The following is a 14,263-nucleotide window of genomic DNA, read 5'->3' as shown; positions in this document are numbered from 1 at the left end:
ATATGTCCTGGTGGATGTTTATATAAAATAAAGCATAACTTGTCTTATAAAGACAAATTATGCTTTATTTTTTTATTCTTCATTTTGCAAAATAGTATCTTCTGTCTTGTTTGCAAGCTCCACATCCGAATGATATGCTGCCCGGCAAATAAGGTGACCTGCAACAGGTGCGGTTAAATATAAGAAGACAATACCGAGAACAAGCCGAACGCTTATATAATGTTCAGTGGACCAGAAAAAAATGAATACGCCTGTTAAAGTGAGTAGAACGGCAAGTGTCGAACTTTTCGTTCCGGCGTGTGAACGAGTATACACATCAGGCAAAATCACAATGCCATAAGCGCTAATGACAGCGGCAATGCTGCCAAAGAGTACCATCAAAGCGGCAATCAATTCAACGATTTCGTTTCCTGTCAATGATGACCCCCCTCTCAATATATTTCGAGAAGGCAATCGTGCTAATAAAAGCTAGAATAGCAATGATCAAAATGACTTCTAAATACGCTTTCGTCATTAAAACAACGCTTAATACGGCAACAATAGAAATAAGATTGACGCCGATCACATCGAACGCGACAATGCGATCCGGCAGCGTCGGTCCTTTTAAAACACGGAAAAGCGAGATTGCAATAGCAATGCTAAATAGAACAATAGCGGTCACGAATATAAGGTTCGTCATGGCCGGGTCACCTCCAAAATCGCTTTTTCAAACATGCGAATCGATTTTAACAACACTGGTTTGGATTCTTTCACATCCATTGCATGGATCGTCAGCACATTTCCTTCCGGTGAAATGCGCAGTACGACAGAGCCAGGTGTTAAGATGATAAGAAGAGCAAGTGCCGTCACTTCCCAATCACTCTGCAGCTTTGTTTTATACAATAAGACCCCTGGTTCAAACGTCGTGCTTGGAATTAAAATTTGTTTCATAATCAATAGGCTGGAAGATAGGAGCTCATAGTTGAAAATGAAGAGCAATTTTATCATGGAAAAGACACGCTTCAAATAAAATGGCGTTCCGAAAAATCGATGCATAATAAATATGACGAAAATGCCAACTAAAAAACCGGATAAAAGAGTAGGGACTCTGAGTGTATCTTCATCTTTTAAGAAGACCCACAAAACGGCAATTAACAAGTTTAAAAGAAATTGCAGATACATCTTACTCCATCTCCTTTATGAACAAACCAATTAGTCATTGTTTAGCGCCCCCTCAATGTAAAGGTGCGGATTCGTTAACACGTTTGCTGCCTCTGTCACGTAAGGAGAAACGACACTCATGCCTAAACCGAGTCCTATTGTTAACATTGCTAAAATAAGACAGGACGCTAACATCCCTTTTGATAAGTAAATTTGGTTCTTTTTAAGAATAGATGTTTCGCCCCAGAACATATTCAAAAAGATGCGCAGCAGTGAATATAAGACGAACAAGCTTGATAAAAAGGCTACGGCAACCATCACATAATCACCGGCGACAAGTGCTCCTTTTCCAATTAACAGCTTACCGGCAAATCCGCTGAATGGCGGGATGCCGCCTAAAGATAGGAGAGTGACGAGGAAAATCCATCCGAACAGCGGGTAGTTGGTGATTAAACCGCTGACTTGATCAAATCTCGTTTTTCCGGTTAAATAAATCACTGTTCCGATCATGAGGAATAACAATCCTTTCATGAGAATATCATGCACAAGGTAATAGATGGAGCCTTGAATCGACTCTACGTTGTTGGAAGCCAGTCCAACTAAAATAAATCCAATGGCGATAATGACGTTGTATGCCGCGATTTTTCGCACATCTTTATATGCAATGGCTCCAAAGCTGCCCCCGATCATCGTAATCATCGCCATCACGCCGATGATCGTATGTGTAATCGATGGCTCATGGTAAAACAATAAAGTGAAAGAGCGGAACAACGCATACACGCCTACTTTTGTCAGCAACGCTGCAAACAGGGCAGAAACGGCTGTAGGCAATGCCCCGTAAGAACCAGGGAGCCAGAAATAAAGCACTAATCCTGCTTTGAGGGAAAAGACGATCAAAAACAAAATGCTGATCGTCGTAAGCAGCGGCGGCTGTCCGACTTCTGCAATCCGCTGGGACAAATGAGCCATATTTAACGTTCCGAGCGTACCGTATAAATACGCAATACCGAGTAAGAAAAACCAGGAAGACAAAATGTTTATTAAAATGTATTTAATTCCTTCGGTCAGCTGCTTTTTCTCGCCTCCAAGTGTCATTAATACATAGGAGGCAAGGAGCATCACTTCAAAACAAACAAATAAATTGAATAAGTCCCCTGTTAAAAATGCCCCATTTACGCCTGCGATCAGCAATAATAAAAATGGGTATAAAAAGAACTTTTCTCTTTTTTCATCTTTTGCAAAAGCAGCATACAATAAGCAAAGAATGGTCACGAGTGAAGACGTTGTGACGAGCAGCATCGCAAACGCATCCGCTACAAAGGTAATACCAAAAGGCGGTGCCCAACCCCCGAAATCAAGGCGTAAGATGCCCTCATCCATCACTTTTTCTAAAATCCAAAGACTGATCAGAAAGACGATGACCATTGACAGAATGCTGCCCCATCGTTGAATGTTCGGATTTGAACGAAAGAAAAGCAATAAAACACCGGTAATGATCGGGAGGACCATCGGAAATACTAAAATATTATTCATCGTTCGTCCCTCTCATTTCGTGCAAATTATCAGTTCCAACGCTTTGGTACGTGCGATACATAAGAACAAGGAAAAACGCAGTTACGGCAAAACTGATGACAATGGCCGTTAAGATGAGCGCTTGTGGAAGTGCGTCCACATAGGTTTCAACTTTACCCCCTAAAATAGGCACGCCCCCTTTTTTTAATCCGCCCATCGTTATGAGCAGCAGGTGGATGGCATGAGAAAGAATTGCGCTGCCTAATACGACCCGAATCACATTTTTTGAGAGCAGCAAGTAAGTGGCAACAGATACAAGTACACCGATTAAAAGAGTAATGATCGTCTCCATCTTACACATCCTCACTTATGCTGACCATGATCGTTATGACAACACCAACCACACCTAAAGCGACACCTGATTCAAATAATGTGACGGTTGCAAACCCTGTCTTCCCAAAAACGGGAAGATTGAAGTAGGCAGAGGATTGGCTTAGAAAAGCACTTCCGAATAGAAGAGAACCCATTCCAGTGAATATCGCGATCAAAACACCTACAGCAGCTACCATTTTATAATTGAGTGGAATCCCTGCGTTAACAGACTCCACATCAAAGGCTATATACAAAAGGACGAAAGCAGATGATAAAGTAAGTCCGCCGATAAATCCGCCGCCTGGATTGTGATGTCCTGATAAAAATAAATAAACACCAAATGTTAAAATAATGAACACAGCGACTTTTGATACGGTTTGTAAAATGATATCATTTTCTCTCAATCTTATCCCCTCCTTGTGGTGATTTTAATTTGACGAGAGTGTAGACACCGATGCCCGCTATAAATAGAACGACTACTTCTAGCATCGTATCGAAGGCACGGAAATCCCCTAAAATAGAATTGACAATATTTCGTCCACCCGCAAGTTCATATGAATCCTCAAAATAGCTAGAGATCGATTCAAATAATTTGTTCCCTTGCACAGATAACGCAATTAATACCGTTAGCGCACCCATGCCGATGGAAATGACGATTTTAGGAAAACGGACTTTCCATGAACGATCTTCTTTTGACCACTCAGGCAAATGATAGAAGCAAAGGAGAAATAAGACGGTTGTAACGGTTTCAACGACAAGCTGCGTCAGTGCGAGGTCTGGTGCTCTAAATAGTACAAAGAACACGGCAATCGAATAACCAAGAACACCGTTTAATAATGTAGCGGTCATGCGAGACTTCGCAAAAAGAATGCCGACTGCTGCGATGCTCATGATCCCGACAAAGACCCCCTCATATAAACTGACTGACGCATCGTTAGAAGGATCAAAGGCGATGCTGCCTGATAGAAAGAGTGTACCGCCTACCGTGAGCAAGAGAAAACCAAAGATATAATAGAGATAGTTCGGCAAAAAACCTGTCATATAACGGTCTGTTGCTTTTTTTGATCCGCTTTCGCTTGCTGCCAACATCCACTGGTACCCGCGATCAAGACTTCGCTTCTCAGGGAACAAGTCATAAATGACATTCCAAAATCGATAGGTGTTCATTAAAACTATCCCAAGAATCACGACACCTGCCGTCATTAATAATTCTAAATTAAATCCATGCCAGGCAGAGATGGTAGGAATGAACCCTTCCATGTTTTGATAGGTAGGAAAAATTCCGTTCATTGCAGGTGCAAGCAAGTATTTACTTAACAGATTCGGGAAGAAAAACAAGAGAATGACGAACGTACAGAGCACAATCGGAGATAGTAACATCCCAATCGGTGCTTCATGAGGATCTTTCTCCAGTCGTTCACGGCGATATGGCCCTAGAAATGTCCGAAAGACAATGAACATGGAATAAATGAAGGTAAAAATGCTTCCTATCCAGGCAATGATCGGAAATAAGAGACCCCACGTATCCATAGAAAAAATCGACATTTCACGGGCATTTAATACAGCTGTAAAAAACATTTCTTTACTTAAAAAACCATTAAATGGCGGCAGTCCGGCCATTGAAAAGCTGCCAATGACCGATAATGTGAACGTAATCGGCATAAGAGAAAGTAAACCACCCAGTTTACGAACATCCCTTGTCCCTACCCCATGATCGACAATCCCGACAATCATGAAAAGTGCTCCTTTAAACGTAGCGTGATTGACAAGGTGAAAGAGAGCGGCAAAGATCGCTTGTGTATAAATGACGGAATCGGTGGAAGCGCCTCCTTGCAGCGCTGCAGATCCGAGGCCGAATAAAGACATCATTAACCCTAATTGGCTAATCGTTGAATAAGCGAGCAACGCCTTTAAATCATTTTGTCTAACGGCTGTAAAGGAGCCCCAAAACATCGTGAAAATGCCTACACCGCTCACAAGCCAGAACCAGGTCGCTTCGCCGCCAAAAACAGGTGTAAAGCGGGCGACTAAAAATAATCCTGCTTTGACCATCGTTGCAGAGTGCAAATAGGCACTGACTGGCGTTGGTGCTTCCATTGCATCCGGCAGCCAAATGTGGAATGGAAATTGGGCCGATTTCGTAAAGGCACCGAGCAAGATTAACACTAAAGCTGGAATAAATAATTCGTGATCTTGAATCGAGTCTCGCATTGCAATGATTTCTTGCACACTGTTTGTCGCGGTCATCACCTGCAGCATGATGAACCCGACAAGCATGGCAATACCGCCCCCGACTGTAATCAGAAAGGATTTTTGAGCACCATAACGGGATTTTTTACGGCGGAACCAAAATGCAATGAGTAAGAATGAAGAAATGCTTGTTAATTCCCAGAATAGGTAGAGTACCATTAAGTTATCAGATAACACAACTCCGAGCATCGCTCCCATGAAGAGCAATAAGTAGGTATAGAAATGGGAAAGTGACTCCTTTTCTTTCGATAAATAAAAAATGGAATACAGAACGACTAAGCTTCCAATCCCTGTAATTAATAAGGTGAAAATGAGGCTGAGACCATCTAAATAAACAGCAAAATGGAGGTCTAATGCTCGAATCCAGGTGACAGAGCCTGTGATCGCTTTATTGGCGGAAATCACTGGGATTTTTGAAACGAAAAAACTAAATAATAAGATGGGGACCGTAAGTACTATCCATCCAAGATGCAGTTTTGGAAATTGTCTCCCGATGATCGGGATCAGAAAAGCTGTTAAAATAGGGATGAGAATAAAAGCATGAATCGAAATCAAACAAGTTCCTCCTTACTTTTTTTATGTAGGTGAAAAATAATGTGATTTTCAAAATAAATTTGATTATTAAAAAACAATTATTTCCTTGTAAGCAATCTCAAATAGGGGAATATAAATAAAGTACAACTTCATCAAAAAAATTAGGGGTTGAAATTTCGACAACTCCGTTATATTCTAATCATTTGGGACAAGAAAAATATCTATTTGTATTTGTTTTCATTTCAGGACTTAAACATATATAAAGTGAACAAAAATTATCAAAAATGATATATAGAGGTGTAATTGTTATGAAAAAATTGAGAGCTCGCATGGATGAAAGTATTTTAGTCTGTGTATATTATGGACCGAATGGTGAGCGTCTGATTAAGCGTGGATGCAAACTTGCGAATATGCTTGATTGCCCGCTTTACATTCTGACGGTTGATTCGCTTCCTCAAGAAGAATTAAGTGCAGACAAAGCCGCTTATATCGATCGATGGAAAGCTCTCGCGGAAGAGCATGATGCGGAAGAGTTAATCATCCGCGACAATGAAAAGAGAGCACCTGTGAAAGTGATTGCTGAAGTTGCCCGTGAATTAAATATTACCCAAATTATTTTGGGGCAGTCCCCTCAAAGTCGTTGGGAAGAAATTAAAAAGGGATCCTTTGTCAACACTTTGTTACGTGAAATCTCATTTGTCGATTTTCATATCGTGTCGATCGACCGCTCTGTTGAAGACGAGGACAATCTTTTTGATAACGGAACAAGAGCTTATTTAGTAAAATCCAATGAAGAATATCGTATTAGTTTTACCTACTCTGATGAAGTCATTCATGAAGGAATCTTTTACAAAGAAACCGGAACTGATTTTAATAACGGCGTCTTTAAATTTATTAAAGACAATAAAACGTGTCAACTCCATGTAACTGACGATCGCATTACAGAGCCTACTTCTATTCACGCTTCTATTAAAGAAGAGAAGTTTAAACATGAACAATAGAAGAACCCTTTTGTTTTAAAAGCCTGTAGAGAAAGAAGCTATTTTCTCTGCAGGCTTTTTCGTACGCGTTGTTAGAAGAAGGGCTATAAATTTACATCTATTTTTTGGTCGGTAGCATCTATGCCGATATAACGAAATGTTTCTGAAGGAGTAGCGTGATGAAACCGGGCTTGAATAAGGGAAATAGCAATTCCTTTTATATAGGCATGATAGCCAAAAGTTTTTCTCAACGTATGAGTGCCAATCTGATCGCTTATCCCCGCTTTTCTTGCAGCATCATTGATGACACGATAGGCATGTTGACGCGAAATAGGTAATTCACTCTTTGGGGATTTGAACAGATAATCATCGATCGTCGTCGTATTTTGTTTCAAATGAAAAGTTAAGGCTGATTTAACTTGATCATTCAAATAAATCGTTTGATTGTCTACATGAAGAAATGAAAGGATTGTTCCGGACTCGTCCACCAATTGATTGATTTTTAAAGACAGAAGAGTGTTAATTTTAAGTCCAGTATTAATGCCTAATACAAATAAGACAAAGTCTCGACTCGATTGTTTTTTTAAAATTTCCTTGATTAATTGTATTTCATGTAGGTTTTTTATTGGGTTAACATATTCCACTGTCTTCTCTCCTTGATGTTACTTAATATAATGATATCATCCCTTTAAGTAACATTCAAATGATAAGGGTGCATACAGCCTTATCATTTGAATATGGGAACGTTCATTATTGAAAGACCGTGGTTAAGTACTATATTTCCTGCATGAAGAATACGGATCAGTGAAATATACATTAATATCGAGTTCCTTTTTACATAAAGTAGGCAGATTAATTTCTGTTTTGGGGTATGTTACTTAATATTACGACCTGTCATAATTAGAAATTATGAAAGTGAGGAAATCGGCGTGGCAAATCCATTATTTCGTAAAAAAAGCATCAGTGGCTTACTTAATGCACAATCTAAAGGCCGTGCGCTGAAGAAGGAACTAGGTGCACTAGATTTAACATTGCTAGGCATTGGTGCTGTCGTCGGGACGGGAATATTCGTATTAACAGGGACTGCTGCGCTAACTGCGGGACCGGCACTCATACTATCTTTTGTTATTGCGGGATTAGCATGTTTATTTGCAGCTTTAGCTTATGCGGAATTTGCTTCTACTGTTCCTATTGCGGGTTCTGTTTATACGTATACGTACACGACTTTGGGTGAATTTATCGCTTTTATCATTGGATGGGATTTAGTACTTGAATACTTGTTGGCGGTAAGTGCCGTATCAGTAGGGTGGTCAGGGTATTTTCAGTCTTTGCTTAGCGGATTTGGGGTCCACATACCGATTGCTTTCACATCAGCGCCAGGTACGATTCCGGGCACGACAACGTATTTTAATCTCCCGGCTTTTCTCATCGTGATCCTGATCACTTTTTTACTTTCGGTGGGAGTAAAGCAATCGAAACGGGCCAATAACATTATGGTTATGATGAAAGTGGCGGTTGTGCTAATATTTATCGCTGTTGCCGGAAGATATGTAAAGCCGGCAAACTGGGATCCATTTATGCCTTTTGGTTTTAACGGGGTATTTGAGGCTGCGGCACTTGCGTTTTTTGCTTTTATTGGGTTTGACGCAATCGCATCTGCAGCGGAAGAAACAAAAAACCCGAAGAAAGATTTGCCTATAGGTATTCTTTCCTCGCTGTTTATTTGTACGCTTCTTTATGTAACGGTATCGGCAGTCATGACCGGTGTTGTCCCTTATCAACAATTTGAAGGGGTCACTAACCCGATCTCATTGCCTTTACAAGTTTCTGGTCAAAACTGGGTAGCCGGTATTATTGATCTTGGAGCAATCCTCGGGATGACAACGGTTATGCTAGTTATGTTGTATGGTCAAACGCGTATCACGTTTTCCATGTCCAGAGACGGATTATTGCCATCGATACTTTCTGATGTTCATAAAAAGTATCGTACGCCTTTTAAAGCAACATGGCTTGTAGGATTAATCGCAGCTCTTATGGGCGCATTCATATCACTCGATGAATTAGCCCAACTTGTGAACATTGGAACATTGTCAGCGTTTATTTTGATTTCGGTAGCGGTCATCGTTTTGAGAGTAAAGCAGCCGGACTTACGGCGTGCATTCCGCTGTCCTGCGGTTCCGCTCATTCCGGGGCTAGCTATCTTATTTTGTGGCTTTTTGATTTTTCAACTTGGCGCAGCTACTTGGATTCGTTTTGCTATATGGTTAGCAATCGGAGTTGTTATTTATTTTTCATACTCACAAAAACAATCAAAATTAAATAATGATAAATAAAAAAGCAAAAAATCCGTGCTATTTTACGAAGGGCATGGATTTTTTTGAATGTACTCAAACAATTTTGACACCTGCTGTAAGGTTCGCTATATTAATAATAACTTTCGAGTAGAATAAATCACTGTGAACGATATAAAGGGGGAAGTCCTATGGTAGGACCTGGAGGGATCATATTAATTGGTGCCGCTGCTTTATTAATATTCGGGCCTAAAAAATTGCCGGAAATTGGACGTGCAGCCGGTAAGACATTAACGGAATTTAAAAATTCTACAAAAGGCCTTATGGAAGACGATGACAAGGAAACGAAAAAACAATCTCAAGAAAAATCGGACGATGAAGTAAAATAATCAAAAGAAAGGAGCGGCCTCATAAATGGAGACCGCTCCTTTCTTTTGATTATTTATGATTTTATTAATCGAATTCGAGTAAGCAAGGGATAAAGAATAACACCTAACAAAAATAGACCAATCCCTAAAGTAAACGTCGTCCAATCGGCTGTCCCTGATTTGATGACCCAAACTGAATATATGAAGGCAAGTGCTGCAATGATGCCATTCGATATACGTGATTTTTCTCCCGGATTGTAAGTATCACCTTTTATGACAAGTTTTAAAAGGAAAGTTGCAGATACTAAATAAGGGATTAAATAAGCAAGCGTAGCAGATGTTGTCAAAAACGTATAGGCTTCACTGATGGTGCCAGAAATTGTTGAGAAAATAAAAATTTGTGACATCGTATTCGTGACGGTTAATGCTCTAACAGGGCTTCCTTTTTTATTTAACTTTGCAAAATAAGCAGGGAAGATGCCTGACTTAGCAGCATTATAAGGAACCTCTGAACTTAATAATATCCATCCAATGGTAGAGCCGAATAAGGAGATGATAGCTAAAAGGGCCATAATGGTTGCGCCAGTGTCTCCAATTAAAGTAGAAAGAGCATCTACAAACGGTTTATCAGACGACTTTAATACTTCCTGAGGCAGTACACCCATGATCAGTAACGTGATCGCCATATAAATGACGAGTGCAATTAAAAGACCTGCAACAGTGGCACGGCTGACATCGCGTTGGGATTTAGCGCGTCCAGATAGGATGACGGCGGATTCAATACCTACAAATGCCCAAAGCGTTGATATTGCAGCAAGGTTTATTTGGCTGAGCAGGCCGTGGGATGTTCCCTCATTATCTATAATAGGCGTATATAAATCTCCTAAAGTAGACAGTTCAAAAACAAAAAGAGTAGCAATAATAAATAACATAAATCCAATGACTTTTGAAACGGTTGCGATAAAGTTTAATTTACCTGCACTTTTAATACTCGTGATTAAGATAAGGTGAGTGCCCCACAATAAAAGACTGCAGACGATAAACGTGACGATTCTTCCCAGAGCAATTTCTTGAGATCCTATTGAGAAAAGAATATATTCGCTTCTCATGACAGGAAAGAAGGTGGACAAGTATCCAGCAAAGCTTGTAATGATGGCTACATTGCTAATCCAATTGGCCACCCAATATCCCCAAACCATTGAAAAACCAGCTGTTTTTCCATATGCCTGTGAGGTGAATAGGGCTCGAGCGTAACTTTGAGGGCCTCCCGTTAATTCAGGTTGACGATTAGATAATGTGCTGAATACTAAAGCGATCATTAATACACCAAAACCAGTCAACAGCCAAGCAATTGTGACGCCGAGTGGACTGGCCATTTGAGCTAACGTGCTTGGCAGCATGAAAATACCTGAACCTACCATGTTTCCGACAACGATAGCGGTCAATAACCAAAACCCCCATTTTTTATCCATTAAAAATCCTCCTAAATAAAAAAAGCAAAGGAATACACCTTCGCGTTTTTAAATGATTAATTGAAACCCGCAACCTATCTCATCGTAGCTCTCCACAGAAAATATCTGTGACAGTTTTACACCTATTTGATGTAAACCCAGTAAGGAAAGATAAAATGGATCTCTCGTACTTCGGCAACAATTCCTTTCAACATACCATCAACAACCCCATTAGGTTTCAAGTACATTACTATTAATTATTGCAACCTCTACCTCATCGAGATAGCAATGAGGATTTATCTATTCTATTTGCCTAGTCATGAGAGTAACAAATAAGAATTAGGCCTGTCAACACTATCATTATGTTAATTTATTATATTAAGTATATAACCTATCAGTAGAATGAAAACGAAAACAGACTTGCCAGTGCCGACAAGTCTGTTTTCGTTATTTCAATCCTTTTTGTATACCAAATTGTGCGTTCAGTTGTCCTTTAATCATACTTCGTTTTAATTTATCTTCATCTGGTTTCTTTTTCATTTCTTGCCTGATTTCAAATGTGCGTACACCATCCTCCATTTGATTAGCAATATCCATCAATGTTTCTACGTCGACAAATGAGTATTTGCGTGTGCCGCGGTCTGACCGCTCGGGGAAAATGAGCTTCCGTTCTTCGTAGTAGCGTATTTGCCGTTCGGACAACCCTGTTAGCTCGCTGACAATCCCGATCGTAATGACCTTTTTCGTTTTGTACGTTTTTTCTTCATCTGTCATACACTCACCTCGAAATGGGTTGTAAATATATTATATCGTATTCAATTAAGAAATATAATAATTACATGTTATATGATATAACTTCATAAAAAATGATGTTAGATTATATAACATTAATCATGACGATCCCTTTTTCCTTATCTATAATCAATCGTATCAACAGCCACTGAGGAGGATGTTTTTATGAATCAAGAAAAAATCGTCATGATTGGAAATGGAATGGCCGGTGTCCGTTCGATCGAAGAAATTTTAAACGTTCGACCGGATCACTTTCATATAACAATTTTCGGAACAGAACCGTATCCAAACTACAACCGGATTCAACTGTCAAAGGTGTTACAGGGAGATACGACCATCTCAGATATTACATTGAATGACTGGAATTGGTATGAAGATCATGATATTAAGCTTTATTCAGGTGAAACAGTCGCTCACATTAATACGAAAGAGAAATTTGTCCAAACAAACAAAGAACGCAGCGTTTCATATGATAAATTAATTATCGCGACGGGCTCGCTACCGTTTATCATTCCGGTGCCGGGATCAGATAAAGAAGGCGTGACTGCATTTCGTGATATTCAGGACTGTGAAAAAATGATTGATTGTTCAAAAGTATATAAAAAAGCAGCGGTTATAGGTGGGGGGCTGCTTGGTCTCGAAGCGGCACGTGGACTATTAAATCTTGGAATGGCTGTTGATGTTATTCATCTTACTGATTGCCTAATGGATCGGCAGTTGGATGAAACAGCCAGCAAAATGCTGAAAAAAGAGCTCGAAAAACAAGGGATGAAATTCTTAATGAATAAACAGACCGCAGAAATTATTGGCGGTGACCGTGTCGAAGCAATCCGTTTTGGTGATGGGGAAGTCATTGATGCAGATCTTGTTGTGATGGCAGCCGGCATTCGTCCAAACACAGGCCTTGCGAAAGAAAGTGGTATTGAAGTAAATCGAGGAATTCTCGTTAACGATTATATGGAAACAAGTATTCCAGGTGTATATGCAGTCGGCGAATGTGCAGAACACAGAGAAGTCGTGTACGGCCTCGTTGCACCGCTCTATGAGCAAGGAAAAGCAATGGCTGCCCACATTTGTAGTGAACAGGCGCCAGGATATGAAGGTTCTGTATTATCTACTCAATTAAAAGTATCCGGTGTCGATGTGTTTTCCGTCGGTGAAATTGTAGAAGACGAAGAGACAAAAACGATTAAAATGTTCGATGACTGGAAAGGTGTTTATAAAAAAATCATCATTCGTGACGGGAAAATGACCGGCGCTGTGTTATTTGGTGATACGAGTGAAGGGTCAAAGCTGCTGCGGCTTATTAACAAGCGGGCGAATGTAGAGGAATATATGGGCACTGAAGAAGCAGCAGAAAGCATGGTAGCGACGATGGCAGACAGTGAGCTTGTCTGCGGCTGTAATGGTGTAACGAAAGGGACGATTACAGAGGCGATCAAGAAGATCGGCTTGACGACATTTGAAGAAGTGAAAGCATGTACGAGTGCATCCCGTTCATGCGGCGGCTGTAAATCACTTGTTGTCGATATTCTGGCGCATACACTCGGTGACGAGTTTGAAAAAGCGGATCGAAAAGAACCGGTTTGTGGTTGTACAACGTTGTCCCGTGATGATGTCGTAGAAGCAATTCGCGAAAAAGGGCTGACATATACGCGCGAAGTGATGAATGTACTTGGCTGGAAAACAGAAGACGGCTGTTCGAAATGCCGGCCGGCGCTCAATTATTATCTTGGCATGATCAACCCGGTTGAATATGAAGATGAGAAAGAATCGCGTTTCGTCAATGAAAGAATGCATGCAAATATTCAAAAAGACGGTACTTATTCAGTCGTTCCACGTATGTACGGCGGTGTCACGTCAGCGGACGATCTCCGGAAGATTGCGGATGTAGCCGACAAGTATGAAGTACCGCTTATTAAAGTAACCGGCGGACAGCGGATTGATTTATTCGGTGTGAAAAAAGAAGACTTGCCGGACGTATGGGCCGATCTCGGCATGCCATCGGGTTACGCGTATGGAAAAACATTGCGTACGGTGAAAACGTGTGTCGGTGAAAGCTTCTGCCGGTTTGGGACACAGGATTCTATCGGAATGGGTATCGCCATGGAGAAAAAATTTGAACGAATCGGTACACCGCATAAAGTGAAAATGGCCGTTTCAGCCTGCCCGCGTAACTGTGCAGAATCGGGTATTAAAGACATTGGTGTTGTTGGTGTAGACGGCGCTTGGGAAATTTATGTCGGTGGCAACGGCGGTACGCATTTGCGGGCAGCAGATTTATTTTGCAAAGTCACGACAAATGAAGAAGTAATGGAAATGATTGGCGCATTCTTGCAATATTACCGTGAAGATGCCGCCTACCTTGAGCGTACATCGGTCTGGGTGGAGCGTGTCGGACTTGACCATATTAAAGAGGTGATTGCCGATAAAGCGACGCGCGATGCCTTAAATGCTCGCATTGCTGAAGCCTTGTCCGTTACAAAAGAGCCGTGGAAAGAAGTGATTGAGAGTGAGAAAATTCGCAAGGAACTATATGAGACAGTCCGTGTGACAAAATAAGGGACAGGGAG

At 40.7% G+C, this 14,263-nt stretch carries 14 protein-coding genes and 1 riboswitch; of the genes, 4 read left to right on the top strand and 10 right to left on the bottom strand.

Translation table 11 applies throughout. The annotated features are described in order from the left end of the window. Positions 1 to 72 precede the first annotated feature (72 nt). From A3M5_RS0114565 to A3M5_RS0114535, 7 genes are read right to left on the bottom strand one after another with little or no spacing between them, the layout of a single operon-like run. Positions 73 to 417 (bottom strand): Na+/H+ antiporter subunit G, encoded by a 345-nt coding sequence (locus A3M5_RS0114565; RefSeq protein WP_018394512.1) that lies wholly within the window; start codon positions 415 to 417, stop codon positions 73 to 75. After that, complete coding sequence (locus A3M5_RS0114560; protein ID WP_018394511.1) at positions 395 to 679, bottom strand: Na(+)/H(+) antiporter subunit F1; 285 nt, start codon at positions 677 to 679, stop codon at positions 395 to 397. Before A3M5_RS0114560 ends, A3M5_RS0114565 begins: the two co-directional genes overlap by 23 nt. Next, entirely contained in the window at positions 676 to 1,161 is a 486-nt protein-coding gene (locus A3M5_RS0114555) for a Na+/H+ antiporter subunit E (protein ID WP_018394510.1), read from the bottom strand. Before A3M5_RS0114555 ends, A3M5_RS0114560 begins: the two co-directional genes overlap by 4 nt. A 30-nt stretch (positions 1,162 to 1,191) precedes the next feature. After that, positions 1,192 to 2,673, bottom strand: coding sequence for a Na+/H+ antiporter subunit D (locus A3M5_RS0114550; protein WP_018394509.1), 1,482 nt, complete (start codon positions 2,671 to 2,673; stop codon positions 1,192 to 1,194). Beyond that, the gene (locus A3M5_RS0114545; RefSeq protein WP_018394508.1) at positions 2,666 to 3,004 is read right to left on the bottom strand and encodes a Na(+)/H(+) antiporter subunit C; all 339 of its coding nucleotides are present in this window, start codon (positions 3,002 to 3,004) and stop codon (positions 2,666 to 2,668) included. The genes A3M5_RS0114550 and A3M5_RS0114545 overlap by 8 nt, the downstream gene beginning before the upstream one ends. A 1-nt stretch (position 3,005) precedes the next feature. Then, complete coding sequence (locus A3M5_RS0114540) at positions 3,006 to 3,428, bottom strand: Na(+)/H(+) antiporter subunit B (protein WP_018394507.1); 423 nt, start codon at positions 3,426 to 3,428, stop codon at positions 3,006 to 3,008. After that, a complete protein-coding gene (locus tag A3M5_RS0114535) occupies positions 3,415 to 5,829 on the bottom strand; it encodes a Na+/H+ antiporter subunit A (RefSeq protein WP_018394506.1) in 2,415 nt (804 codons plus the stop codon). The genes A3M5_RS0114540 and A3M5_RS0114535 overlap by 14 nt, the downstream gene beginning before the upstream one ends. Positions 5,830 to 6,116: 287 nt before the next feature. On the opposite strand from A3M5_RS0114535, the gene A3M5_RS0114530 reads away from it, so the two are divergent. Further along, positions 6,117 to 6,809, top strand: coding sequence for a universal stress protein (locus tag A3M5_RS0114530; RefSeq protein ID WP_018394505.1), 693 nt, complete (start codon positions 6,117 to 6,119; stop codon positions 6,807 to 6,809). Positions 6,810 to 6,892: 83 nt separating this feature from the next. On the opposite strand, the gene A3M5_RS0114525 is transcribed toward A3M5_RS0114530, so the two are convergent. Continuing rightward, positions 6,893 to 7,432 (bottom strand): tyrosine-type recombinase/integrase, encoded by a 540-nt coding sequence (locus A3M5_RS0114525; protein ID WP_018394504.1) that lies wholly within the window; start codon positions 7,430 to 7,432, stop codon positions 6,893 to 6,895. A gap of 285 nt (positions 7,433 to 7,717) precedes the next feature. Between A3M5_RS0114525 and bcaP the strand changes: the two genes are divergently transcribed. After that, entirely contained in the window at positions 7,718 to 9,121 is a 1,404-nt protein-coding gene (bcaP, locus tag A3M5_RS0114520; protein ID WP_018394503.1) for a branched-chain amino acid transporter BcaP, read from the top strand. Between the two features lie 149 nt (positions 9,122 to 9,270). Continuing rightward, positions 9,271 to 9,468 carry a twin-arginine translocase TatA/TatE family subunit gene (locus tag A3M5_RS0114515; protein WP_018394502.1) on the top strand — a complete coding sequence of 66 codons (198 nt, stop codon included), beginning with the start codon at positions 9,271 to 9,273 and terminating at the stop codon, positions 9,466 to 9,468. Between the two features lie 53 nt (positions 9,469 to 9,521). On the opposite strand, the gene A3M5_RS0114510 is transcribed toward A3M5_RS0114515, so the two are convergent. Both A3M5_RS0114510 and A3M5_RS0114505 read right to left on the bottom strand, forming a co-directional pair. After that, positions 9,522 to 10,919: an amino acid permease gene (locus tag A3M5_RS0114510; protein ID WP_018394501.1), complete on the bottom strand. Its 1,398-nt coding sequence runs from the start codon at positions 10,917 to 10,919 to the stop codon at positions 9,522 to 9,524. A gap of 77 nt (positions 10,920 to 10,996) precedes the next feature. Further along, a riboswitch (Lysine riboswitch) is annotated at positions 10,997 to 11,178 on the bottom strand. A 167-nt stretch (positions 11,179 to 11,345) separates the two neighbouring features. Further along, positions 11,346 to 11,672: a MerR family transcriptional regulator gene (locus tag A3M5_RS0114505; RefSeq protein WP_018394500.1), complete on the bottom strand. Its 327-nt coding sequence runs from the start codon at positions 11,670 to 11,672 to the stop codon at positions 11,346 to 11,348. A 183-nt stretch (positions 11,673 to 11,855) separates the two neighbouring features. On the opposite strand from A3M5_RS0114505, the gene nirB reads away from it, so the two are divergent. Further along, complete coding sequence (gene nirB, locus A3M5_RS0114500) at positions 11,856 to 14,252, top strand: nitrite reductase large subunit NirB (protein WP_018394499.1); 2,397 nt, start codon at positions 11,856 to 11,858, stop codon at positions 14,250 to 14,252. Positions 14,253 to 14,263: the final 11 nt, after the last annotated feature.

The sequence above is a fragment of the Bacillus sp. 37MA genome (assembly GCF_000372765.1).
GTDB lineage: Bacteria > Bacillota > Bacilli > Bacillales > Domibacillaceae > Domibacillus > Domibacillus aminovorans.
This window is presented reverse-complemented; position numbering and strand designations above follow the sequence as displayed.

Coding starts and splice junctions, on each gene's coding strand:
- A3M5_RS0114560 (WP_018394511.1), bottom strand. CDS start 679: ATGACGAACCTTATATTCGTGACCGCTATTGTTCTATTTAGCATTGCT.
- A3M5_RS0114555 (WP_018394510.1), bottom strand. CDS start 1,161: ATGTATCTGCAATTTCTTTTAAACTTGTTAATTGCCGTTTTGTGGGTC.
- A3M5_RS0114550 (WP_018394509.1), bottom strand. CDS start 2,673: ATGAATAATATTTTAGTATTTCCGATGGTCCTCCCGATCATTACCGGT.
- A3M5_RS0114545 (WP_018394508.1), bottom strand. CDS start 3,004: ATGGAGACGATCATTACTCTTTTAATCGGTGTACTTGTATCTGTTGCC.
- A3M5_RS0114530 (WP_018394505.1), top strand. CDS start 6,117: ATGAAAAAATTGAGAGCTCGCATGGATGAAAGTATTTTAGTCTGTGTA.
- A3M5_RS0114515 (WP_018394502.1), top strand. CDS start 9,271: ATGGTAGGACCTGGAGGGATCATATTAATTGGTGCCGCTGCTTTATTA.
- A3M5_RS0114510 (WP_018394501.1), bottom strand. CDS start 10,919: ATGGATAAAAAATGGGGGTTTTGGTTATTGACCGCTATCGTTGTCGGA.
- A3M5_RS0114505 (WP_018394500.1), bottom strand. CDS start 11,672: ATGACAGATGAAGAAAAAACGTACAAAACGAAAAAGGTCATTACGATC.
- nirB (WP_018394499.1), top strand. CDS start 11,856: ATGAATCAAGAAAAAATCGTCATGATTGGAAATGGAATGGCCGGTGTC.